The sequence below is a fragment of the Haloferula sp. genome (assembly GCF_049672945.1).
In the GTDB taxonomy this organism is placed as follows: Bacteria; Verrucomicrobiota; Verrucomicrobiia; order Verrucomicrobiales; family Akkermansiaceae; genus Haloferula.
Genome location: NZ_JBATWY010000010.1, coordinates 28,238 through 52,064, shown reverse-complemented (window position 1 = coordinate 52,064; position 23,827 = coordinate 28,238). Strand labels below are relative to the sequence as shown.

At 59.2% G+C, this 23,827-nt stretch carries 19 protein-coding genes; 17 read left to right on the top strand and 2 right to left on the bottom strand.

All coding sequences use genetic code 11. The features are described 5' to 3' along the window. Positions 1-68: 68 nt before the first annotated feature. The 16 genes from carA to WBG04_RS01025 all read left to right on the top strand — a co-directional run bounded on the left by carA (position 69) and on the right by WBG04_RS01025 (position 20,071). Complete coding sequence (carA, locus tag WBG04_RS01100) at positions 69-1,208, top strand: glutamine-hydrolyzing carbamoyl-phosphate synthase small subunit (RefSeq protein WP_424312490.1); 1,140 nt, start codon at positions 69-71, stop codon at positions 1,206-1,208. Positions 1,209-1,336: 128 nt separating this feature from the next. Then, positions 1,337-2,605 carry an adenylosuccinate synthase gene (locus WBG04_RS01095; RefSeq protein ID WP_424312488.1) on the top strand — a complete coding sequence of 423 codons (1,269 nt, stop codon included), beginning with the start codon at positions 1,337-1,339 and terminating at the stop codon, positions 2,603-2,605. Between the two features lie 149 nt (positions 2,606-2,754). Then, positions 2,755-3,465: an isoprenyl transferase gene (locus tag WBG04_RS01090; protein ID WP_424312487.1), complete on the top strand. Its 711-nt coding sequence runs from the start codon at positions 2,755-2,757 to the stop codon at positions 3,463-3,465. A gap of 169 nt (positions 3,466-3,634) precedes the next feature. Next, positions 3,635-5,005 carry a sigma-54-dependent transcriptional regulator gene (locus tag WBG04_RS01085; RefSeq protein ID WP_424312486.1) on the top strand — a complete coding sequence of 457 codons (1,371 nt, stop codon included), beginning with the start codon at positions 3,635-3,637 and terminating at the stop codon, positions 5,003-5,005. A 67-nt stretch (positions 5,006-5,072) separates the two neighbouring features. Then, the gene (locus WBG04_RS01080; RefSeq protein ID WP_424312485.1) at positions 5,073-7,664 is read left to right on the top strand and encodes a tetratricopeptide repeat protein; all 2,592 of its coding nucleotides are present in this window, start codon (positions 5,073-5,075) and stop codon (positions 7,662-7,664) included. Positions 7,665-7,688: 24 nt separating this feature from the next. Beyond that, on the top strand, positions 7,689-7,817 hold the full coding sequence (locus WBG04_RS01075; RefSeq protein WP_424312484.1) for a hypothetical protein: 129 nt from the start codon (positions 7,689-7,691) through the stop codon (positions 7,815-7,817). A gap of 41 nt (positions 7,818-7,858) precedes the next feature. Next, complete coding sequence (locus tag WBG04_RS01070; RefSeq protein WP_424312483.1) at positions 7,859-9,148, top strand: Gfo/Idh/MocA family protein; 1,290 nt, start codon at positions 7,859-7,861, stop codon at positions 9,146-9,148. Between the two features lie 526 nt (positions 9,149-9,674). Continuing rightward, positions 9,675-10,088 (top strand): hypothetical protein, encoded by a 414-nt coding sequence (locus WBG04_RS01065; RefSeq protein WP_424312482.1) that lies wholly within the window; start codon positions 9,675-9,677, stop codon positions 10,086-10,088. After that, positions 10,085-10,432 (top strand): hypothetical protein, encoded by a 348-nt coding sequence (locus WBG04_RS01060; protein WP_424312481.1) that lies wholly within the window; start codon positions 10,085-10,087, stop codon positions 10,430-10,432. The genes WBG04_RS01065 and WBG04_RS01060 overlap by 4 nt, the downstream gene beginning before the upstream one ends. A gap of 332 nt (positions 10,433-10,764) precedes the next feature. Then, a complete protein-coding gene (locus WBG04_RS01055) occupies positions 10,765-11,397 on the top strand; it encodes a TetR/AcrR family transcriptional regulator (protein WP_424312480.1) in 633 nt (210 codons plus the stop codon). Positions 11,398-11,427: 30 nt separating this feature from the next. Continuing rightward, positions 11,428-12,660 (top strand): efflux RND transporter periplasmic adaptor subunit, encoded by a 1,233-nt coding sequence (locus WBG04_RS01050; protein ID WP_424312479.1) that lies wholly within the window; start codon positions 11,428-11,430, stop codon positions 12,658-12,660. Continuing rightward, complete coding sequence (locus WBG04_RS01045; RefSeq protein ID WP_424312478.1) at positions 12,657-16,010, top strand: efflux RND transporter permease subunit; 3,354 nt, start codon at positions 12,657-12,659, stop codon at positions 16,008-16,010. The genes WBG04_RS01050 and WBG04_RS01045 overlap by 4 nt, the downstream gene beginning before the upstream one ends. A gap of 37 nt (positions 16,011-16,047) precedes the next feature. Further along, entirely contained in the window at positions 16,048-17,430 is a 1,383-nt protein-coding gene (locus WBG04_RS01040) for an efflux transporter outer membrane subunit (RefSeq protein ID WP_424312477.1), read from the top strand. Positions 17,431-17,525: 95 nt separating this feature from the next. Continuing rightward, entirely contained in the window at positions 17,526-18,116 is a 591-nt protein-coding gene (locus WBG04_RS01035) for an OmpH family outer membrane protein (protein WP_424312476.1), read from the top strand. A gap of 5 nt (positions 18,117-18,121) precedes the next feature. Then, entirely contained in the window at positions 18,122-18,628 is a 507-nt protein-coding gene (locus tag WBG04_RS01030; protein WP_424312475.1) for a hypothetical protein, read from the top strand. Between the two features lie 261 nt (positions 18,629-18,889). After that, positions 18,890-20,071, top strand: coding sequence for a helix-turn-helix transcriptional regulator (locus tag WBG04_RS01025; RefSeq protein ID WP_424312474.1), 1,182 nt, complete (start codon positions 18,890-18,892; stop codon positions 20,069-20,071). 51 nt (positions 20,072-20,122) lie between these two features. On the opposite strand, the gene WBG04_RS01020 is transcribed toward WBG04_RS01025, so the two are convergent. Beyond that, positions 20,123-20,983: a sigma-70 family RNA polymerase sigma factor gene (locus WBG04_RS01020; RefSeq protein WP_424312473.1), complete on the bottom strand. Its 861-nt coding sequence runs from the start codon at positions 20,981-20,983 to the stop codon at positions 20,123-20,125. Positions 20,984-21,399: 416 nt separating this feature from the next. On the opposite strand from WBG04_RS01020, the gene WBG04_RS01015 reads away from it, so the two are divergent. Then, the gene (locus WBG04_RS01015; RefSeq protein WP_424312472.1) at positions 21,400-22,602 is read left to right on the top strand and encodes a hypothetical protein; all 1,203 of its coding nucleotides are present in this window, start codon (positions 21,400-21,402) and stop codon (positions 22,600-22,602) included. Here the strand turns inward: WBG04_RS01015 and WBG04_RS01010 are convergent, their stop codons facing one another. Further along, positions 22,603-23,802, bottom strand: a complete 1,200-nt coding sequence (locus WBG04_RS01010; protein WP_424312471.1) for a nucleoside monophosphate kinase — start codon at positions 23,800-23,802, stop codon at positions 22,603-22,605. Positions 23,803-23,827 lie beyond the last annotated feature (25 nt).

Below are 23,827 nucleotides of genomic sequence, written 5' to 3'. Positions count from 1 at the left end.
CTCCTAACCTCCCGCGCCGCGCGCCCGGACGCTGTTTTCGCAAGCTCCTGGCCCGCCAAAATCGTCCCATGAAAGCCATCCTCGCCCTTGAAGACGGCCGCCTTTTTGAAGGCCGCGCGTTCGGATCATCCGGCACCACCACCGGCGAAATCTGCTTCAATACCTCGATGACCGGGTATCAGGAGATCATCACCGACCCATCCTACCGCGGACAGATCGTCACCATGACCTACCCGCAGATCGGAAACTACGGGGTCACCCCGGAGGACGCCGAATCCGCCTCACCGCATGTCCGCGGTCTCGTCATTGGCGAACTTTCACCCGTCGCCTCAAACTACCGCTCGCGCCAGACCCTCGCCGACTACTTCACCGAACACGGCATCATCGGCATCGAGCACATCGATACCCGCGCCCTCACCAAGCACCTCCGTTCGCTCGGAGCCATGCGCGCCTGCATCACCACCGAGCTCAGCGCCGAGGAAGCGATCGAAACCGCCAAGAGTTCCCCACCGATGGAAGGCAGCGACTTCGTCAAGGAAGTCTCCACCAAGGAAAGCTACACCTGGGATCAGGACTCGCGCCGCTTTACCCTGCCAAACGTCGTCACCGAGCAGCCCGACAACTGGCTCCCGCTGCCACCGGTCAAGCACCGCATCGTCGCCTACGACTTCGGCATCAAATACAACATCCTCCGCCGCCTCCGTCAGGCTGGCTTCGAAGTGGAAGTCGTCCCATCGACCACTCCCGCCTCCGAAGTCCTCGCCAAGAAGCCCGACGGCGTCTTCCTCTCCAACGGCCCCGGCGACCCCGCCGCACTCGGCTACATCCACGAGGAAGTGAAGCAACTTATCGGCAAGACCCCGATCTTCGGCATCTGCCTCGGCAACCAGATCCTCGGCCACGTCTTCGGTGGCTCGACCTACAAACTCAAGTTCGGCCACCGCGGCGGCAATCAGCCCGTCAAGGACCTGCGCTCCGGCAAGATCTCAATCACCTCGCAGAACCACGGCTTCGCCGTCGATGGCACCAATCTCCCCGACAACGTCGAGGTCACCCACATCAACCTCAACGACAAGACCGTCGAGGGCATCCGCCACAAGGAGCACCCGATCTTCAGCGTCCAGTACCACCCCGAAGCCGCCCCCGGCCCGAACGACGCCACCTACTTCTTCGACGAATTCGCCGCGCTCATCGATTCGACCAAATAAAAATTTCACCGCCAAGACGCCAAGAGCGCCAAGATGGAGTCAGTCATGATTTCTTTGCGGCCTTGGCGTCTTGGCGTTTCCCATTTTCAAACCCTGATCACTGATCACTGTCCACTCGGCTCTTTTTAATGAACACCATCGTCACCGGTCTCCAATGGGGAGACGAAGGAAAAGGCAAGATCGTCGACTACCTTACCGAAACCGCCGACGTCGTCGTCCGTGGTCAGGGAGGAAACAATGCCGGCCACACCGTCATCGCCCGCGGCACGAAATACGTCCTGCACCTCCTTCCTTCCGGCATCCTCTGGGACAACAAGAAGAACTTCATCGGCAATGGCGTCGTAGTCGATCCCATCGGCCTCGTCGCCGAGATCGAGAAAGTCGAAGCCCAGGGCGTCTCGATCACTCCCGACAAGCTCTTCATCTCCGACCGCTGTCACGTCGTCCTTCCCCTGCACAAGGAACTCGATGCCGCCCGCGAAGCCGCCCTCGGCGACCGCAAGATCGGCACTACCAAGCGCGGCATCGGCCCGGCTTACGCCGACAAGATCAACCGCGTCGGCCTGCGCGTCGCCGACCTGCTCAACGAAGCATACTTCCGCGAAATGATCGCCCACCGCACCGCCGAAGCCAACGAGGTGCTCGCCAAGTTCGGCCTTCCCACCTTCGACGCCAAACAGCAGGCCGACGAAGTGCTCGCCGCATTCGCGCGACTCAAACCGCACGTCATCAATACCATTCCCGCCCTTCACAAGGAGTGGAAAGCTGGCAGCACGATCCTTTTCGAAGGCGCGCAAGGCGGCCTGTTAGACATCGACTACGGCACTTACCCCTTCGTCACCTCATCAAACACCACCTCCGGCGGCTGCTGCACCGGGACCGGCCTGCCACCAACCGCCATCGATGAAGTCATCGGCGTCTGCAAAGCCTACACCACCCGTGTCGGTTCCGGTCCTTTCCCCTCCGTCGACGAAGGACTCTCGCAATACCTCCACGACCTCGGCCGCGAATTCGGCGCCACCACCGGCCGTGCCCGCGGCTGCGGCTGGCTCGATGCCGTGCTCCTCCGCCACGGCTGCATGGTCAATGGCACCACCGGACTCGCCGTCACCAATGTCGACGGCCTCGACAACTACGAGACTCTTCGTATTTGCATTGCCTACGACATCGACGGCACCCACCACGAACTGCCACCCGCCGACCGTCACGCCTGGGATCGTGCCAAGCCGGTCTACGAAGACCTTCCCGGCTGGATGAGCGACACCACCGCCTGCACCAGCTACGACCAGCTCCCGGAGAACGCCAAGGCCTACCTCCAGCGCCTTTCCGATCTCTGCGAAACCCCGATCAAGTTCATCGGCGTCGGCCCCGACCGCACCCAGACACTCGTCCGCTGATGAGGGGAGCGCGGGCGTCCCGCCCGCATCCACCCCAATTGGCGTCGGCCGCACTCTCGCTTTGACATTGAAAAATTGAGCATTGGAAATTCCCCCGCAATTCACCATTGGTTCACCCAATTTCAAAGTCGCTACTCCAATCACCCTCCATGCCCGAAACGCCAACAACGCCCAAGCACATCGCCATCATCATGGATGGCAACGGTCGCTGGGCAAAAGAACGAGGTCTCCCCCGCCGGGAAGGTCATCGTGCCGGCGCCGAATCCGTCCGGGAGTGCGTGGAAGCCTGCAAACAGCTCGGCATCGGATATCTCACTCTCTACGCCTTTTCTTCGGAGAACTGGAATCGTCCGGCCGCCGAAATCACCGCCTTGATGGCTCTGCTCGAACGCTTTCTCGATCAAAAGGCCGACGAGATGATGAAACAGGACGTCCGGCTCCAGGCGATCGGCCACATTGAAAGGCTTCCTGAAAAAACCCGCAAAAAGCTCCGCACCGCCATTGAGCGCACCGCCAACAACAAATCCCTGACCCTCGTGCTCGCCCTTTCCTACGGCTCCCGTGAGGAAATCACCGAAGCCGCCCGTTCGCTGGTCAAGGATGCTTCAGAAGGCCGACTCACTGCTGCTGATGTGACCAAGGAATTGTTCGCCTCACGCCTCTACACCCACGACATTCCCGACCCCGATCTCATGATCCGCACCTCCGGCGAAATGCGGGTGTCAAATTTCCTCCTCTGGCAAATCAGCTACGCCGAGCTCGTCATCTTCAAGAAATTCTGGCCCGACTTCGGCCAATCCGACCTCTTCGAAGCGGTCGAGGAGTATTCCCGCCGCCACCGACGCTTCGGCGGACTTTAGTAATGCACGTCATTCAACTCGCCTTTTCGATGAGCGAGGTTCATGGATAGGACCAGCGGACGCCCACGGGGTTCACTTTTATGCAATTTTACGCATGTCCTAAATTCTGATGCCTGCCTCGCTGCTTGCGCTTGCCGCCATCTCGCCACAATCTCCCGCGCCCCAATCCATGGAAACTTCCGAAGGCCAAACGATTCTGATCGTTGACCGGGACCACGACTTTCTCGAGTGGGCCACGAAGCACCTTGCCGCCGATGACCTGCGGATCCTTCGTTGTGACCAGGCCGACAAGGCGATCAAGGTGGTCGAGAAGACTCCGATCGACGTGGTCATCTCCGACATGTCGATCCAGCCTTTTGACGGGCTCGAATTGCTTTCCCGGATCAAACAGGTCGCCCCTAACACACTGGTCATCCTGACGGTTGGCTTCCCCAGCACGGGTCAGGTGATTGAGGCGACTCAACACGGAGCCCACGACGTGATGCGCAAGGAGGCCCTGCCCTTCGAGCTGCGACCCGTGGTCGAAAGTGCCCTGCAGCTCGCCGGGGAAAGGCGCGATGCCGACCAGTCGAATCCGGAAGTCCAACAGCAGGACAGCCGAGTGAAAATCATCGGCGTCTCCCGTGCGCTTCAGGATGTTTTCAAAGTCGTCGGACGCGTTGCCCGATCCGACGCGCCCGTGCTCGTTTTTGGTGAGTCTGGCACCGGCAAGGAACTCGTTGCCCACGCAATCCACGAGTATTCCCCCCGCCGACAGCAGGAATTTCTGGCGATCAATTGCGGCGCCATTCCTGAAAATCTCCTTGAGAGCGAACTCTTCGGTCACGAGAAAGGTGCCTTCACCGGCGCCATCGCCAAACGGGCCGGCCGCTTCGAGCAAGCGGATGGAGGCACACTCTTTCTCGACGAGATTGGAGACATGCCGCTGTCGGTCCAGGTGAAGTTGCTGCGCGTTCTTCAGGATGGCACTTTCTCACGCGTCGGTTCCAATGAAACCCAGAAGGCGGACGCGCGGATCGTCGCTGCCACCAATAAGAATCTCGCCGATGAAGTCGCTGCCGGGAACTTCCGGGAAGATCTCTACTACCGACTGAATGTCGTCGAAGTCAGACTGCCGCCGTTGCGCGACCGTCCGGAGGACATCCCATTGCTCGCAGAGTTCTTCCTTCAGCGGATCACCCGCAAGAATGGCATGGCGCGCATCAAGCTCTCGGGCGAAGCCGTCACTGCCCTGCAGGCGCATCACTGGCCGGGCAACGTTCGCGAGTTGGAGAACACGATTGCGCGGGCTTGCGCCCTGGCCTCTTCGAACATCCTCCTGCCTACGGATATTCCCTTGGCCACGGCCCCGGGTGCCTCGTTGAAATCCCTGGCGGCCGCAATGGACTCGCTCCTCGATGCCATGCCCGCCGGGCGCGGTCACGCCTGGCTGAATGAAAAATTTGCTGCCCGTGTCCTGGAGCGCAACGACGGCGACCTCAAGCAAGCCGCCTCCGCTCTGGGCGTCACGACGGCCGAGTTTCGAAAGAATTTGCGCTGACGGTGGGCCATCTCCCTTTCGCAGATTAGGGTTTAGCGTTTTTCATTTCATTCGCTATCGTCCCCCCATGTTGCTGCGCACTGCCCTTTTCCTGGCCATCCTCCCGATGGGCCCAGTGCTGGCCGAGGGCCCCAAACTCGAGGAAATCCCCGCCTACTCACTTGGGATCGACGCGCTCTCAGGCCAGTTGTGGGGAGTCGCCACCGCCCGCTTCGAGGACGCGCTCGAAACTGAGGATCTTGATCCTTCCGTGCGCCAGGAATTGCTGCTGCGTCTCGCCGAATCCCAGATTCGTGATGGCAAGGCCGAGGCAGCTCAGAAAACCTTGGAAAATCCCGCCCTCGCCGAAAATCCGTCGCTGGGCTTCTGGCGCGGGCAGGCCCTCACCGTCGCGGGCAGGTTCAGCGATGCGATCGAAGTCTTCCGATCGGAAGCCACGGGAGCCAAAGCCCCGCATCGCCGCGAAGCTCTTCTTACCCAAGCCGGTCTTCAGCGGGCCATTGGCGACAGCAATGCCGCGCTGATCACCATCGATCAACTGCTGGCGATCGATTCTTCCATGCTTCAGGCCCGTCTTTTCAAAGCCAGCTTGCTCATTCAGGAGGAGCGGGCGGATGAAGCCCTCAAGGTCCTTCCCGCCGACTCGGAATTGGAGGGAGCCTTGGCAAACGAGGCCAAATTCCTCCGCGCCCAAGCCTTGTTGGCAAAGAAGGACTATGAGGAAGCGGCAGCCATTTTCAGCCAGCTGATCGAATCCACCAGCAAGCAATCCCTCGAACGGTATCACGCCTCCTCTCTCGGTCTGGCGCGTGCGCGATTGGAAGTCGGGGCGACCACCGCAGCCGCTGACGGCCTGCTTGCCTTCATCCAGCTCAATCCCGCCTCACCCCTGCTCAACGAGGCTTTCGACCTTCTCATGGAGTGCGTCCCCGCCCAGCCCACACCCAATGACGCCATCCTCACCCGCATTCGGGAATGGGTTCCGAAAGCACGCCTCACCTCCCCCGCCCTCCCGATCTGGAGCGATCGCGCCGCCGCGAGTTGGCCCTTCGTCGAACCGGAGAAAACTCAAAGTGCTCCCGAGGCCATGTTCCACCTTGCCATCGGTCTGCGCCGCGAAAACTCGGCCGATTCAAGAGTCGCTGCACGCCGACTTTTTAACCGACTCCGTTTGGAATTTCCCCAGCATCCCTTGGTTGCACGAGTGCTCTTGGAAGGAGGCCGATGGGATCTGGAGGACGGTCGCAGAGAACAGGCCGCCGTCAGTTTCGCCGCCTTGAACTCGCTGGCCGATGTCCGTCCCGAACTTCGTGCCCAAGGCCTGACACTCGAAGGCACCGCTCGATTCAAGGAGCAGGACTTCGAAGGAGCCGCCGAATTGTTCCGACAAGCCTCCGAACTATTGGAAAACGAGCAACGCAATACGGCACGCCTCAATGCCGCCACCTCGCTGCTCGCCAGCGGAAACGTTGCTGCCTTTGAAAAACTCACTGAGGAGGTCGAAAACCCCAAACTGCAGAGTCACCTGAGCTTGGAGCGCGGCCTCTACCTGGCGTCGAAACGGGACCCCGGTGCCCTGCCCGCGCTCCGAGCGTTCATCGCCCGCTACCCGAAACATCCCCGGTTGCCCGAAGCCCGACTGCATGCTGCGCTTTCGGCTCTCGACGCCATTCCTCCCGATATTGATTACGCTCAAGAACAATTGGATGCCTTGAGCGAAGAAGCTCGACTTGAACTGCCTCCCGCCCACCTCGCCATGGCGGAAATCCATCTTCACAACCGCTCAGGCGAATGGGCGCTGGCAGCGGAAAAGGCCAAAGCCTACCTCGACTCCAACGAAACCGGATCCATGCGCACTTCCATCCAGTTCGAACGCGGCAAGGCCCTCTTTCAGAACCGGGATTACAACGATGCCCGCCTCGTTCTCGAGAAACTCGCCACCGAAGCTCCGGACTCTCCCCAGGCCCCGGCAGCCCTGCTCCTTTCCGCAAGAGCCGCCGCCGAAGGAGCCACCCCTCAGTCCCAGGCCGAAAGCATCGATCTCTTCGACAAGCTGATCGACACCGGTTCCACCTTCGCGGATGTCGCCCGCCTCGAGAAAGCCGACATGCTGATCCACCGGCTCTCGATGCTCGATGAAGCCGTCAAGACCCTCGATCCTTGGTTTCAGAGGATGGAGAAAGATGATCCCTTGTTGCTCAGCGTCGGTCTCCTTCTCGGTGAAGCCCTTTTCGCCAATGCTGAAACCAACACCGAGGTCCTGAATCGGGCGCTGTTAGTCTACGACCGCCTGCTCGCCGACCTGCCCGCCGATTCTCCGACCCGCTCGAGCATCCTCTATCGCAAAGGCATGACGCTCGAAAGATTCGGTGACCGCGAAGACGAAGCACTCGACTGCTACGTCGGAGTCGTTCAGGCCGCCAGCGGCTCCTCCCGTGCCGATTGGAAATCCGTGGAGCTTTGCGGTTTCAGCGCATTGAGAATCCTGGAAAAGCGCAAGCAATGGGCAGCTGCGAAGAAATTTGCGACACGAATCGCCGATCTCAAGGGCCCCCGCTCGAAGGAAGCCGCCGAGCGCGCCACTACCCTCGGACTGGAACACATGATCTGGGACGCCGCTTCCGGTGAAGAAGACATTTCAGAAGACGAGGAAAGGTAGCCCCCTTTTTTGAAACTCTTCCCGATGACTTTCCCCATCCTCGCAGGCACGCTCATCTCCACGTCCGCCGAAGCCCGAATCGCAAGGTTCCACGCCAAGCCCCCGGTCCTCATGCTTCCCAAGCAGTTCCAGCCGCACCCGGGAGGTCGTTGATCCTGCTTGAATCGTTCAGGCTATCGAGCACGATGGACCCCATGAACCAAACCCCTCTGAGATTCACACGCCGCCGCTTCCTCGGAACTTCCATCGCGACCGCCTTCGCCGGGCCCCAGATCGTTCGCGCGGAAACCCTCGGCAACAACTCCAAGACCGGAGCAAATTCCCGCATCGGCCTCGGCTTCATCGGCGTCGGCCTGATCTCCCAAGGACACGTTGCCAGCTTCGCCGGCATGAAGGACGTCCAGCCACTCGCGGTCTGCGACGTGCGCGACTGGAAGATCAAGGAAGCGGTCGGCAAGTTGAAGGAACTCGGAAACGACGACATCCAAACCACCTCCCGCTTCGAAGAAGTGCTGGCCAATCCGGACATCGATGCGGTCTGCGTCATGACCCCGGATCACTGGCATGCGGGAGTTGCCATCGCGGCCATGAAGGCGGGCAAGGACGTTTATGTCGAGAAACCGATGACTCTGACGATTGAAGAGGGCAAGTTGATGGTCGAAGCGGAAAAGAAATACGGCCGGATTGTTCAGGTCGGATCGCAGCAGCGCTCAGCAGTCCACTTCCGTATCGCCGCCAACCTGGTGCGCAACGGCATGATTGGTGATATCAAGGAGGTTTACTGCAGGCTCGGCACCTTTCCGAAGCAACCGAAGGAAGAGACGATCATCCCGGTTCCGGAAGGCTTCGACTACGACCGCTGGCTTGGACCAACCCCCTTCTACGAATACTCCAAGAACCGTGCGGAAGGAAACTATGGCGGTGGCTGGCGTTGCTACTGGGATTATGGTAGCCGCAAGTTCGGCGACTGGGGCGCCCATCACTTCGACATCGTCCAGTGGGCACTCGGCCGCGATGACACCGGACCCGTCGAATTCATTCCGGCCGGATACGATGGCAACAAGTACCACCACTTCCGCTATGCCGATGGCATCACGGTCTGGCGCGACAAGCAACCGGACCACGGTCACATGATCCGCTTCATCGGCACCGAGGGCGAAGTCCACGTCAGCCGCGGCAAGGTCGAAACCATGCCCAAAACTTTGGTGCGGCACCGCTTCGGTGAGGGCGACGAGCAGGTCTACGAATCGAAGGACCACCGCCAGAATTTCATCGACTCGATCAAATCGCGGAAGCCGACCATCTGCCCGGCGACCGTCGGCAAAAGAAGCGGGGAAATCTGCCTGCTCGGTGGCATCGCCGAGCGTTTGGTGCAACCGCTGAAGTGGGATCCCGTGACCGAGCAAATCACCAACAACGCCGAGGGTGCCTCCATGCAGCAACGCCCGCGTCGCAAAGGCTACGAGCTTCCAGACATCGGGTAAGGAATCGTATTCCTCCGATCGCCCTCGTTCTCCCACTCGTCCATCGTCCTCGAAATTGGTGCCAGAAGAGCCCATCGGTTCGAGGACGAGCAGGATGGACGCGCCTCCAAGCACCCGCCATTCGGGTCGAAAATCGGTAGATCCTGATCAAGAATGGAAGCCTCGCTTCTCCCCTTCTCATGCGTTTGAGTGAGTGGGATGGCTCAAAAAAGAGGCGCGGATTCCGAGCACCCTCGCTCGACCTGCGGCTTATTCACAAAAATTTGAGCTGAATCGCTGGCGAGCAGAACCACTGAGCTACGCGTTTCTCCTCGTTCAACGCCGCCCAACTCGTCCTTCAGCGGGTGGTTGACCGCGCCCTTAATCCAGCAATTTCAGGGGAATTCCCAGATGTTTTAAGGAAAAGCGTAATTTCAAGGAGGCGAATTCTATCAGGATTACTTGCTATTTCAAACTAGTTGGTAGTCTGATTAAGCTTCTTAAAAGCTTCTTGATCAATGACTTACAACATGTCCAAGCTAACCCAATGGCCACCCTCCCCCCCCTCCCTTTGGCTTCGATCGAAGCCATGCGGCCCGTCTTCATGATTGTCATGGGGCTCTCCCTTCTGTTTGTCGCCTGGCGCCTGACGCGTCACACAAGCGGATGGTCGTCCCGAATCCTGATGGCTGGCGCACTCCTCCTCGCGCTCGGTTACTCGCTCATCATTCCCCTCTACCAAGCGAATGTGATTATGCCGCTCAGCCTGCTTGAATACTACCCGAATGCCGATGCTGGCCAAGTCGTGGGATGGCACCTGGCCAAGATCTTCTCCATGAATGGTGGCTGGCTGCTCTTCGGGCTGGGCCTCGCAATCCACGCCAAAGTCTTCGAGACCATGCGCCCTGCTCCAGCACTCGCCCGCAAATCCACTCCACAATCTGAACCCACCCTCGGATGAACTTCCTTCTCGAAATCGCCATCAAACAAAGCTTCCTCCTCGATCTTCTGGGGGTCGTCGGACTTGGCCTCGTCGCCCTCGCCGCCATCCGCTTCGCGAAAAAGCAGGGCTCCACCGGTGGAACGATCATGATCTGGGGCGCACTCGCCCTGCTCACCGGACGAATCGGCATTCTGATTTTCTCCCACATCATGCCATCACCTGATCAGGTTGGGTTTGACCCCACCCTGATTGCCCTCTGCAAGAACGTCCCATTGACCCTGCTCACCGTCGGACTCGGCGCGATCGTTTGGGGACTCTGGGGACACGAGCGAAAGCTTTCTGGCGAACCCATCACTGACTAATCCCCCCCGAACCAGCCCTTCCGGCCGCTTGGCCGGAAATGAAAAGTGGCCCGTGATTTCCCAGTCGGAGAATCACGGGCCACTTCTTTTAACCAGTCAGTGGTGGGGTTGTTTTTGATCCGTTGAGTTTCCTTTTCGTCTGGCTGATGACTTCCGTGGGGAGGGGGGGAGTGGAAGCATCAGCCCGTCGCGCAGGGCGCTCAGTTGATGGCCAGAGAATGACCCGAAATCCCTCCCGCGCCCATTACGTGATCACCGGGAACGTGATCACGGAGGGAAATTGCCACCATTTCCCAGGTTGACTTGACCGATTGGTCAAGTAGCTGTTCGGCATGCCTCCGACGAGCACTGCCCGCCTGCGTCTGCTGGAAGCCATGATTGGCGCCATCTGGGAGCGGAGCTATGGCTCGACCTCGGTCGACTCGATTTGCGAGCGCGCGGATGTTCGGAAAGGCAGCTTCTATCATTTCTTCAAATCGAAATCCAAACTCGCGGTCGCGGCCCTCGACCACCTTTGGGAGACTTCAAGCAAACCCGTAATCGAAGAAATCTACGCCCCATCCCGTCCTCCGCTCATCCGCTTCGAGAAGATGATCGAGTACTGGTATCGAAGTGCTCTCGAATGCCAGCAGGAACACGGACGCGTCCTTGGCTGTCCTTATTTCAATCTCGGAGTGGAAACCGCATCAGTCGAACCCGAGGTCGCCAACAAAGTCCGCGAGATTCTCGATTGCTATCAGCAATACCTCGAAAACACTTTGGAGGAAGCCAACGAAAAGGGCGACATCAAGATAGATAGCCCCCACGAAACCGCCGCCTGTATTTTCTCGATGATCGAAGGCTGCTCGACTCAGGCCCGCATTCACAACGATCCCGAGAGAGTCCGGCACTTCGCAGAGGCATTCGGCCGAATCGTCGGAGCGAAGCTTCAACCGAATCTCCAAGGTCAGACGGCCGATTTCTAACACCTTTTCCAGAGACGATCCAATTCTAACATGAGCTCCTCATCTCAATCGCGCCAAGGCCTTGCCTGGATTGGCATCCTTTTCCTTCTCGCCCTCACCTCATGGTTTGGGTGGAAAGCACTCCGTGATGCAGAACCTGAAGCCGGACCGAGCGGTCCTCCCGGCGGTCGACCACCGAGCACCGTGATCGTCCGCCCGATCGAAGAGAAGGAAGTCGTCGAAAGACTCACCGTCACTGGCACCCTGCGTGCGGTTCGACGCGCCGATGTTGCCGCTCGGGAATCCGCTGCCATTGACAGCCTCAGCATCGACGAGGGCGATCTGCTCGCCGCCGGAGACACGATTGCCCGCCTCGACACGCGCCGAATCGAAGCGCTGGTGCAGGAATCCTCCGCCGCACTGACTGCTGCCAAAGCCGAGATGACCCAGCGCGAGGCCGAAGCCGAACGTGCCGTCCAGGACGAAGAAATGATGCGCGGCCTCTGGGACCAGAAGGCCGTTGCCGAGCGCGAGTATCTCGACAGTCTCCGCGAATTGAAAGTGAGCGAAGCTCGGGCCAACGCCGCCTCCGAGGCGATCGCCGTTGCCGAAAAGCGCCTCGAATTGCTCGAAGTTCGGTTCAACGATCTTGAAATCAAAGCGCCCTTTTCCGGCCGGGTCGTGGCTCTCCACACCGAACTCGGCGAATGGGTCAACGAAGGGGATCCGGTCATCACCCTGCTCTCAACCGGCGAGGTCGAAGCCTGGCTGCAACTTCCTGAAAGAAGCGCTTCACTCATGAAGCAAACGTCTCCCGAGTCCGTGGAGCTGCGCCTTCCAGGAAGAATCGAGAGTATCCAGGCCGACAAGATTTCACTCGTCCCGGATGTCGAAGGGCGTTCCCGACAATTCAACCTCATCGCCCACATTTCCGACCCCGAGAACCTTCTGACACCCGGCTCATCTGTCGAGGCCAGCGTCCCTCTTGGAGCTCCCGAGAAGCGTCTTGTGATCTCCGCCGACGCGGTCCTGAAGAGCTACTCCGGAAACCATGTCTTCGTGCCCGACTTTACGAACGATGGCCCTCCCATTGCCAAGCAGGTTCCAATCGAACTGCTCTACGAGCGAAACGGCGAATCGATCATCGCCTCAGGCGCTCTTGCCGCGGGCGACCCGGTGATCGTCGAAGGCAACGAGCGGCTTTTCCCTGGGACTCCACTCGACCCGAAGGATTGGGAAAGCACCCGGGGCGACGCCGCAGAACGGCAAGACGTTGAACCATGAAAGGCCTCATCGAAGCCCTGATCCGCCAACCGATCACGATTGCGGTTGGTACGATGCTTGCCGTATTTACCGGCATTCTCGCGATCACCCAGGTACCGGTCCGGATGACCCCGGAGGTATCCTCGATCGTGATCGCCGTTACCACCAACTGGGAGAATGCGTCATCCGAAGAAATCGAGTCCGACATCATCGAGGAGCAGGAAAAGGTGCTCGGCGAAATCACCGGGCTTCGATCCATGGTCAGCACCAGTGCCGCAGGACAGGGCACGATTCGTCTTGAGTTCGAAACCGGTATCGACATTGCCGACGCGCAAGACGAGGTCCTTCAGAAACTCGATGAAGTCCCCGGGTATCCGAACGGAGTCCTTCAGCCAGTCGTGGAGGACATCGACCCGGAGTCCGCCGATTACATTTCGTGGATCGGGCTGTTCTCCACCGATCCCGAATTCGATCCGGGTCAGCTCTATGATTTCATGGACCGGAGCATCAAGCCACGCTTCGAACGCATCCCCGGCATCAGCGAAGTTGGAGTTCGTGGTGCCACCGCTTCCGAGCTTCAAATCATCGTCGACCCCCATGCGCTCGCCCAGCGCGGGATCACCTTCGCCCAGTTGCGCGACGGCATCGCTTCGGCCAACGCCAACTTCTCCGGCGGCAAGATCGAACAAGGCAAGCGCGACTTCCGAATCCGTGCCACCGGTCGCTTCGACAACCCCGAGTCGGCCGGTGAAATGATCATCTTCCGCGATGACGCCGGACCGGTTTACCTCAGCGACGTCGCCGAGATCCGCAGCGACTGGAAGGAACCGACCTCCTGGGTCCGTGCGCGCGGCCAGCGGGCGGCATTCTTCAATTTCCAACTCCAGCGCGGTGCCAATCTTCTCGAGACCATGGGCCTGCTGAACGCGGAAGTCGCGGCCTTGAACGAGCCCGGTGCCCTCCTCGCGGAAAAGGCCGTCGACCTCGGTCTCGATGGCACGCTCGAACTCGTCCAGACCTACGATGCCTCCACTTACGTGCAGGACGCCTTCCTGCTCGTGCGGTCAAACCTGATTCTTGGCGGTATCCTTGCCACGATCACCTTGCTGTTTTTCCTCCGCAGCCTGCGCGCGGTCGGGATCATCGCGATCGCCATTCCCGTTTCCACCATCGCCTCCTTCTCGGTCCTCGTGATGCTCGGTCGCTCGATCAACATCATCTCCCTTGCTGGCCTCGCCTTTGCCGTCGGCATGGTCGTCGACAACGCCATCGTCGTCATCGAGAACATCTTCCGCCACCTCGAGATGGGCAAGAAACCGGCGAAGGCCGCACGCGACGGAGCCGTCGAGGTCGGTGGTGCCGTTTTGGCCTCGACCATGACCACGGTCGTCGTCTTCGCCCCCATCCTTCTGATTCAGGAACAAGCGGGGCAACTGTTCCGCGACATCGCCCTTGCCCTGATGGCAGCGGTGACGCTCTCCCTGATCGTCAGCCTAACAGTGATCCCCGTCGCCTCGGGAAAATGGCTGACTCCGCACAAGAAGGATGGTGGGCCGTCGTTGTTCGACCGCATCTTCGGATCGACCTTCTTCAAGATTCTCGGTGCTCCTTTCCGCCCCTTCGGGATTTTGTTCGAAAAGATGCCGGACCTCGCGGCGAGTGCCGTCGCATCCATCACCTCGACCTGGCCACGCCGACTCACCGTGATCGTCGCCTTCACGGCCGTGACCATCATCGGCACGCGAGTGCTGCTGCCACCGCTCGACTACTTGCCGAAAGGCAATCGCAACCTCGTCTTCGGTCTGCTCTTTCCCCCACCCGGCTACAATCTGGAGACCCTCTCCAAAATGGGTGAGCGCATCGAGGAACAGATCAAGCCGCTATGGGAGGCGACTCCCGACAAGTATGGTATCGAAACCCGGCTCTCCGGCGGCAAGATGGTTTCCGAGAACAACATCCAGCCCGTTCCGGTGGGCGACGGCTCCGGCGAGATGGTCACGCCGCCGCCACTCGACAACTACTTCCTCGTCTCTTTCGAAGGCCGGATGTTTCACGGGGGCATCTCGGCAGACAAGTCAACGGTCGCCGACCTTGTCCCCGCCTTCAACGCAGCCGCCTCAGGCACCGCGACTCCGGACACTTTCGCCATCGCCTTCCAAATGCCCTTGTTCCGCGTCGGCGGATCGACCGGAACCGCCGTCCAGATCGATTTCCAGGGCCGCGATCTCGATGCCGTCTCAGGTGCTGCCGGTGCCGTCATGGGCGCGCTGATGAGTGGCCCCGGCCCGCAGGCGAAAATCACCCCGGCCCCGCCGAATTTTGCCTTTCCGCTCGATGAAATGCGTATCGTTCCCGACGACGCCCGCCTGCGCGAACTGGAGATGACCCGTTCCGATCTCGGCCTCGCCGTGCAGGCCGGCGGCGATGGCATCGTGCTCTTCCGCGACTACGAGCAGGATGGCGAACTCAAGGACATCAAGATTCTAACAAAAGGTGATGAGGATCAGGAACCTTTGGACCGGCTGCTCGATCTCCCGGTCGCCACGCCTTCCGGCGAAATCGTCGACCTGCGCTCCATCGCGAGCCTTGAGCGCGTGCGTGGACCCGATCAGATCCGACATGTGGACCGTCTCCGGGCCGTGACCCTCGAACTCACCCCTCCTCCCGGGCAGCCATTGGAAACGGTGATCTCTGAGGTGAACGGGCTGATCGAAGGCATGAAGGAACAGGGTGCCATTCCACCCGGCGTCGATGTCAGCCTTTCCGGCTCGGCGGGCAAGCTTGCGGAGATCAAGAATTCGCTCCTTGGCGACGGCACCCTCATCGGCACGGTCGCCAGCAGCCTGTTCCTCGCCTTCGTCGTCATCTACCTGCTGATGGTCATCCTTTTCCAGAGCTGGAGCTACCCGCTGGTGATCATGCTCAGCGTCCCCCTCGCCACCTTTGGCGGATTCCTCGGCCTGGCATTGGTCCACAAGTGGAGCGAGCTCGACCGCTACATGCCGGTCCAGAACCTCGACATGCTGACCATCCTCGGATTCGTGATTCTCGCCGGCGTGGTGGTGAATAATGCCATCCTGATTGTCCATCAGGCACTCAACTTCATGAAGCGGGACGGGCTTGAACCCATGAATGCCGTCGTCGAAAGCGTCCGCAGCCGCGTGAGACCCATCCTGATGTCCACGCTGACATCCGTCGGCGGCATGCTGCCACTCGTCCTGATGCCGGGTGCCGGCTCCGAACTCTACCGTGGTCTGGGTGCGGTGGTGGTCGGCGGTCTGACCGTTAGTACGGTATTCACCGTATTTCTCGTTCCCGCCGTCCTCAGCGCGATCTTCGCCCTCAAGCAACCCGAGCCTCAAACCGACTGATCCGGCCGGACCACGAACCATGCGTCTCCGCTCCTCCATGATTCACTCCCTCAAAGTCACTGCCCTCGGTGTTCTTTTCGGCGTTTCCTTCAGCTCCTGCGCAGTCGGCCCGGACTACGTTGCGCCCCAGGCAGAGCTTGAAGCTTCGTTCAAGAACGCGGGCTTCTCCGAACCCCCTCCCGAGGGCTCGTGGTGGTCACTGTTCCAGGACCCGGAGCTTTCGCGGCTGATCAACGCAGCAAACACCAAAGGTCAGGGCGTGCGCAGCGAACTTGCCCGCTATGATCAAGCCCGCGCAGCTCTCGGACTGGCCCGAGCCGACGCCTCGCCGGCGGTCACCGCAGACGCCTTCGCCGTCAAACAACAGGACAGCCAAAACGCCAACTTCTCCTTCGGCACCTACAACGAGTACCGCGCAGCCCTCAATCTGAGCTGGGAAATCGATCTGTGGGGCCGCGTTCGACGCGGGATCAAAGCCGCCGAAGCCAACATGCAGGCTGCGGAGTATGACTACCAGGGCCTGATCCTTTCGCTCCGCGGAGAAATCACGCGCGCCTATGTGTCCCTTCGCTTCGCCGATGCCGAAATTGATCTGCTGGAAAAAACGCTGCAGCTCAGAACCGAAGCGCGACGCCTGATGAAGGCTCGCTTTGATGGAGGCGCCAGCAGTCGCATCGACTTCAAGCGCGCCGAGACCGAAGAGGAAAGCGTCCGCGCGGAACTCGCCCAGATTCGGGCGCAGCGGGATCGCTTTGAAAATGCCCTCGCCGTCCTGACCGGCCGCAGTGCTTCCGGATTCCACATCGCCGCGACCGGCAAGACCCCCACCATCCCCACGCCCCCTTCGGCCGTTCCCTCCGACCTCTTGAGGCGACGCCCCGATCTCGCGGCCAACGAAAGAAGACTGGCCTATGCCAGCGAAACGATCGGCGTGACGATCGCCAACTACCTTCCCCAAGTCAGCCTTACCGGCATCGGAGGATTCCGATCGCTCAGCAGTTCCGATCTGTTCAATCCTCAATCCAAAGTCTGGACTCTCGGGCCCGAGGTCTTTTTCCCGGTCTTCCAAGGCGGTCGGGCATTCTCCGACACCGACAGCGCGAAAGCCGCCTACCGTGAGGCTTTGGGAATCTATCGCGGCTCACTACTCACCGCAGTCCAGGAGACCGAGGACGCACTCGGCGACACCCGCTACCTCGCCACCGCTTCCAGCGCTCGGGAAAAAGGTGCCTCCAGTGCGCAAGATGCCGCCACCCTCAGTCGCAAACGCTACGCCGCGGGCATCACCGACTACTTCGAGGTCGTTGATTCCGAACGAACGGCACTCAATGAACAACGTGCCGCCCTCGCCATCGGACTCGACCGGGCCCTGGCGGCCACTCGCCTGATTCAGGCATTGGGAGGAGGATGGACCCGCTGAAGACTCGGAAACTCCCTGCCCATCAGGCAATGGATCAGGCAATGCTTACGTTCGGACACTAGACAGGCGGCCAAAGCCGGTACATGCTTCTCCAGATGCTCCGACTTGCCGTCCCCATTGTATTGGCCGCCCTGATCGGGTCTGCCGCGGCAAGCCCGAAGATTGCTGTCGTGCGCGTTGCCGAGATCCACCGCTCCCTTGATGCCACCAAAGAACAGGAAGCCGCCATCAAGGCCGAACGTGAGGCACTCGCTACAGATGCCCGGCTCCGCGCCTATCGCTCGGTCCTCCAGGAACTCGAAGGCATCAGCAAAAAACTAAAGGAAGCTCTGGCCGACACCGCCAACCCAGACAACTCTGTCAGGGAAGGCCTCAAGCGCGACTATTCACTGAAACTCCAGGAAGCCTCCACCCTTCATCGTGAATACGAAAGCTTCCGCAGCGATCGTCTCCGTGAAATAAATGCCAAAATGGTCTCGCAAATGCAGGCAAGTCTCAATCTCATCCACGCCAAGGCCTCCGAGCTCGGTGAGCAGCAAGGTGTTGACTGGGTTCTCGACAGCTCTGGCCACACCAATACCGGAACACCCTTCATCCTCTACGCCAAAAATCCTCTCGATCTGACCAACGATGTCCTCAAGGCCCTCGGTCAGTCGACCCTCGAAACCGCAGAACTTCCCCGTTAACCCCCATGGAACCATTCCTCGAATACATCAAAGAGCCCTTCGTCTGGGGCCTCCTCATCGGCCTCGGACTTGCATTTTTCACTTGGAAATCAGGTCTTTCGAACAAGATCCGCCTCTCACGTGACGTCCGCCGTCTCGAAAGCGAACTCCGTGAACTGCAGGGCCATTTGAATACCCAGCTCAAAATCAATTCTCAGGGCAACCAGACCCTGCAGGATGAACTCGACGAACTGCGTCGCCAGAACGAAAATCTGAGGGTTTCTTTCGCCGCCGTCCAAACCAAGCCGGGCCGCGCCGAAATCAGGCAGTTTCAGGTGACCGACAATGCCGTGCGACTGATGCGTGAGCAGGCGCCCGGATTCGCCCCAGCTTGGGAAAAAGCCGTCCGCCAGGCCGAGCAGGAAGTCGAAGCCAGCGAAAGCGGCCTCAAGAAGCTCGTCAGGAAAGTCATGCCCGGTATCGGCATGTCCTCCGGTGCCGCCGCTGCGACCCACGACGACGACGAGTCCTGATCGGGACCCGACGCGAGGTCCACTTCGGGACCCCAGCCTGGACTCCTCCCTCCCTCTAGCGAGGGCGGAACAAGCGTCTTCCGGTTTACGGAGCCGGGAGGAAATCGCTGTCTCGCAAAATCTTCGCTTTAACACGACGGGATTTGCTATATGAGCCAGAGCCAGCAGTAATGATATTATCTTGAGAAAGCATCTTGATATCTATTCTGTTACCTCATTATTCTCGTGCGCCTCAACGACAAGTCCCCCACTTAACTCGTGATGACGAAAGCCACCGGCAGCAGCAGCCTTCAACTCCTTGACCTGTTGGTTTCCGTCTGGTCAACCGGCCGGGGTTGCAAGATTGGCCCCCTGTCTTCAAATGGATCCCCGTCCACCTTCGCGACCTCTCGTCCTGGCTTTCTCTACTGCTGGAATGAGAGCCACGAACCGGTCAAAATCACCTTTTTGGCTGAAGGCAGCCATCGGTTCTCACAGGAAAACGGGCATGCCCTTTTCATTGGAGCTGGACGCGGGGATCTAGCCCTCCAAATCCCCGATCTCCCCCAACATCTCATCAAGGCGGAGGACCCAATCGATGCAAGGCAACTTCAAGAAATCATCGGGGATGCGCGCAACAGCATTCGATCACCGCAGCCGGACTGCAGGGATGAACTTACGACCATTACCTCTGCCCAACGTCTCGCCGCACTGGGATACGATGCCCGCAACGGTAGCAATGGCGGCGACAAGTCCGAGAAGCTTTCAGCGAAGAGTCGGTTCGTCGACGATCTGCATGCCTGGCTGGCCGAGCATATCAAGGATTCGGTCAAACTCGGTGACGCCGCCAGCCAACTCGGCAAGAGCCCGCGCCAACTGACCAGGATCCTCAAGGACACCAGCGGAGCAGGGTTTGCCGAACACCTGACCATGCATCGTCTGACCCTTGCCCGCACCAGCTTGATGAGGTCCGACGAATCCGTCATGGAGGTCGGGAGGAAGTCCGGATTCAATAGCCGCGAGCAATTCATTCGTTCGTTCAATAAGGCGTTTGGCTGGACGCCCCTTCAGTTCCGCAAAGCCTGGAACCGGGCATCTCTCGCTCAAGGCGAGCTCGACTCATTATGCCGGGCATCCGAGAGATCGGAGGTCAACTGGCAGGAGCCTGGCCAGCTTGCCAACGGTCCGACCAACCCAGAGAACTGCACTCCCCACACCCTCGTTGTCACCAACGCAGTCCATGAGATCGTCGAACTTTTCTCAATTGATCCAGCGGGCAGGCCGTCCCGAGTGAATGTTCTCGATCGAGGCGCGATGGTCTTCATCGGTCGCGATTTCGAAAACTCCAGCTGGCTCGTCCGCACTCTCACCGGCAGCTTCGAGCGGAGTTTTACCACTCCCGCAAATCACTGCATTGCGACGATCAATCCGACCCTCGGAGGCAAGAAGAAGGGTCGCAGGTAAGAAGAAACCCGCGACCCTTGTAAATCCGTTTTTGCGAGGCCTTCCTCGGCATCAGGAAGCCGCCAACCCGTCAGCAAGAGCCTTGGGCAATGGCTTCTCCTTGCGCCGCAACGCCTTCCGCATCTTCGTCAGCGCCACATTCTGAAGCTGGCGGATCCGCTCGCGGGTCACCCCAAATTCGCGGCCAACTTCTTCCAAGGTCAGTGGCTTCTTCCCACCAAGCCCGAAACGCTCGTCGATGATCCGGCGCTCGCGTTGATCCAGAACCGCAAGCAAGTCGTCCAACTCGCCGTGCATGTTCTTGTCGGTCAAACTGTCGAGCGGGTTGTCGGCCGCCTCATCACCAATAATTTCGCCAAACTGAGTGGCCTCACCATCGTTGATCGGGGCGTCCAACGAGGTCGGACGCTGCGAAGCCTGCTTGAGCATCGCCAACTTACGACGCGGCAAGCCGAGTTCCTCGGAAAGCTCTTCGTCCGTCGGTTCACGCCCAAGCGCTTCTCCCAACATCGAAGAAATCCGCCTCATCTTGGCGATCTTATCGACCATGTGGACCGGAAGGCGGATCGTCTTGCTCTGGTTCGCGAGGGCACGCTTGATGGACTGCTTGATCCACCAAGCCGCGTAGGTTGAGAGCTTGCCTCCTTTTTCAGGATCAAACCGTTCGACCGCCTTCATGAGTCCGATGTTGCCCTCGGAAATCAGGTCAGCAACCGGAAGCCCGTAGCCCGAATAGTCCTGAGCGATTTTCACCACCAGTCGCAGATTCGCGCTGATCATCTGGGTGCGGGCGGCCTTGTCACCGTTCTTGATTTTCGCGGCAAGTTCCACTTCCTCTTGCGGAGTGAGAAGCGGTGTCTTGGAAATCTCCCGAAGGTAGAGTTTGAGGCTGGAGTCGTTTTCAAATGCCATTGTTTTGGGTCCCTGTGCGGGATGGTTCGTGGGTCTCTAGAGGGTTAAACGTCGCAGGGAGCTGTTTTGTTCCCGATTTCTTCGACTTAATTTGTAACTACATGGTTATCACCATCCATTTCCCTCTTCAAGGATTGTAACCAGCAAACCCCATACCACGCCCATTTTTTCCCAGTTTCCCCTTGTAACTTAGGTAATTGTGAAACGTGACGTTTTCCCGACGGCCATTATGACCGATGCATTTTGCCCCTATCGTGGCAGAATGTCCCAGTCCCCTCTATTTCCAATCTACGCACATTCACGCATTCCTAAATTGATCCGTCGGTCTCCCCTCAGGTTCACGCGGGTAAATTCGCCGTAAAGCAGACCTCCGCTTCTTGATCGCTGCAAGCGTCGCCCACAGCATCTCCGATGTGATGAAATCAACACTCCGCATCGTGCTCTTCCTCGGCCTACTCCCTCTCCAAGCCTATGACCTTCATGAATGGGGCACCTTCACCACCGTCTCCGGCTCGGATGGGAAGCTCTTGATCGGCCTCCACCGGGAAGAAGAACATCTGCCCTCCTACGTCTTCCACCACCCAGGCTTCAATCAGCCACCACGGACGAACGTCTACCCTTTCGCGATTTCCGCCAAACGGATGCCTATCCCAGTCACAAACGTGAAGGTAAAGATGGAGACTCCGGTGATCTATTTTCACTCAAGAGAAGCATTCTCCGCCAAAGTCGAAGTCGAATTCGAGGGAGGCACCATTGCCCAATGGTATCCCGAGCGCAGTGGCGGTGAAGTCGTCACCACTCCAAACCCGAGCATTCTCCCCAAACCCGACCTCCCCAAGTTCCTCGATTTTGCCAAACCTTACACCGGTTCGATCGAATGGCAGATCGATGTGCTTTCCCCATCCGCCAGCAAAGAGACGACGCTTTTCCATCCGGATGACCTGCTCCAGTGGACCTACGCCCGGGTCCCGGAGGCGAATGTCGTTCGAGCAAAGAATGGCAGTCACGAAGGCTTCCTTTTCTACCGCGGGCTCGGAAGTTTCGATCCGGGTCTGGTGACACGCGTGACCGACGACGAAACGCTGCATCTTGAGAATCAAACTGGCGGACGCATCCCCTACACACTCGTTTACGAACGTTTTCCCGATGGCAGCTCCCGTTGGTGCGAGTCAGGGGGCCTCTCCCAGCAATCGACAAGCAGCATTCCTGAGTCATCTCTCAAGGTGCGGTCTGCCGGGTTCGACGCCGAGCTCTTCGAAACCCTGCGTGACAAGCTCGCTGCCCAAGGCCTGCTCAAATCCGAAGCCGAAGCCATGGTCAAGACCTGGTGGAACAGCTACTTTGAAAAGCCCGGTCTGCGCGTCTTCTGGATCCTTCCCGGAGAAAAAATCGACGCGATCCTTCCTCTAACAGTCGAACCCGCCCCCGAAAAAACCGTCCGCGTCATGGTTGGCCGCTCGGAAATCCTTCGCCCAAAGCAGGAACGTGATTGGTTGGCCATGGCAAGTTCCACCGAAAAAGAGGAAGCTTCCAAGTGGATCTGGATCACCAGCGGCGACCGCTTCGGACTGGCCTACGCCCAGCGCATTGAGATGCTCCGAGCCCAGGCGAAACGCTGATCAACCGCGGCGAATCGTCGAGCCAGTAAAAACGATCAAGATCCGATACACCTTTTTCTCACGCGTTTCGATCTTCCCGGTCTGAAGGTCGAATCGCTCCGGAATTTCCTGTCGGTGAATGTCCACACTGGCTCGAAATCCGCGCTCGGAAAAGATATCGATCAGAATCGCCAAGGCAACCGGCTGCTCGAACAGCGGATCTTCGGTGTTGATCATCGTCCGTCCGCTCACCGCATAGCGTTTGATGATCGGCATCATCTTTTCCTGAATGAAGTTAACGACGTCTCGTAGAATCTCCGGATGCTTCACCTGGTAGCCATCGAGACGACGCACCAGTTCCTGACGGGCGTGCTCGACGATTTCCTCTGCCAAGGGAATCGACCGCAGCGAATCGTATGTCCGGGGATCGAGCTCGAGTGAACTCTGGTAGTCCAGCTCACGGATGATGTTCTGCTGCACCACATCAATCGAGGCCTGCGCATTGATGAAGTGGTAGTGGAAAATCTGCTTCAACGAGACCAGCGCATCAAAGGTCTTTTCCTTGAAGGTCCGATAGCGATTGCGAGCCAGTTCAGGATCAAAGTCGGTCTTCCTTTCCTCCCACAGTTCACCGACACCCGATTGGCGGACCTCCCTGTTGTGGGCAATCGATTCGCGACCCCGTTTCAGCTGCCGCTCGATGCTTTCCGCCTCATCAACGAACAGCACCATGATGTGAAAGGTCGGCTGCCGGAAGTGATGGGCCATGCGGGTCCCGGAAAACTCGCGCCGCAGCGCGATCATCTGATCGTAAAACAACTTCAAACACTCCACCTGGACCTTGGTCCGTGGAAAGCCGTCAAGGATGGTACTATCCCGAAATCTCGGCTCTAACAAACGAAACAGCAGAAGGCGCAAAACCTCTTCGTCGCCGACCATTCCACCCTCTTCCTTGATCTTCCGCGCTTCGGGCGAATCGAGCAGCTCACTAATAACAATCGGCTCCGCCGTGATGCCGCGCATCTGCCGGATGAAGTTTGTGTTCGTCCCCTTACCCGAACCCGGGGCACCACCGAGCAGGATCAACTCCTTGGGAAAACGCATGTTCTCGCGGCCGATCTCGGCTTCGAGATCTTTCCACACCCGATTGAAAATGAGATGGGCGTCCTTGATCTCAAGATCCTGTGGAGGACTTGGCGCGGGCTGCTGCTTGGATGTCATCTGGCCGGAACCCCACACCAACTCG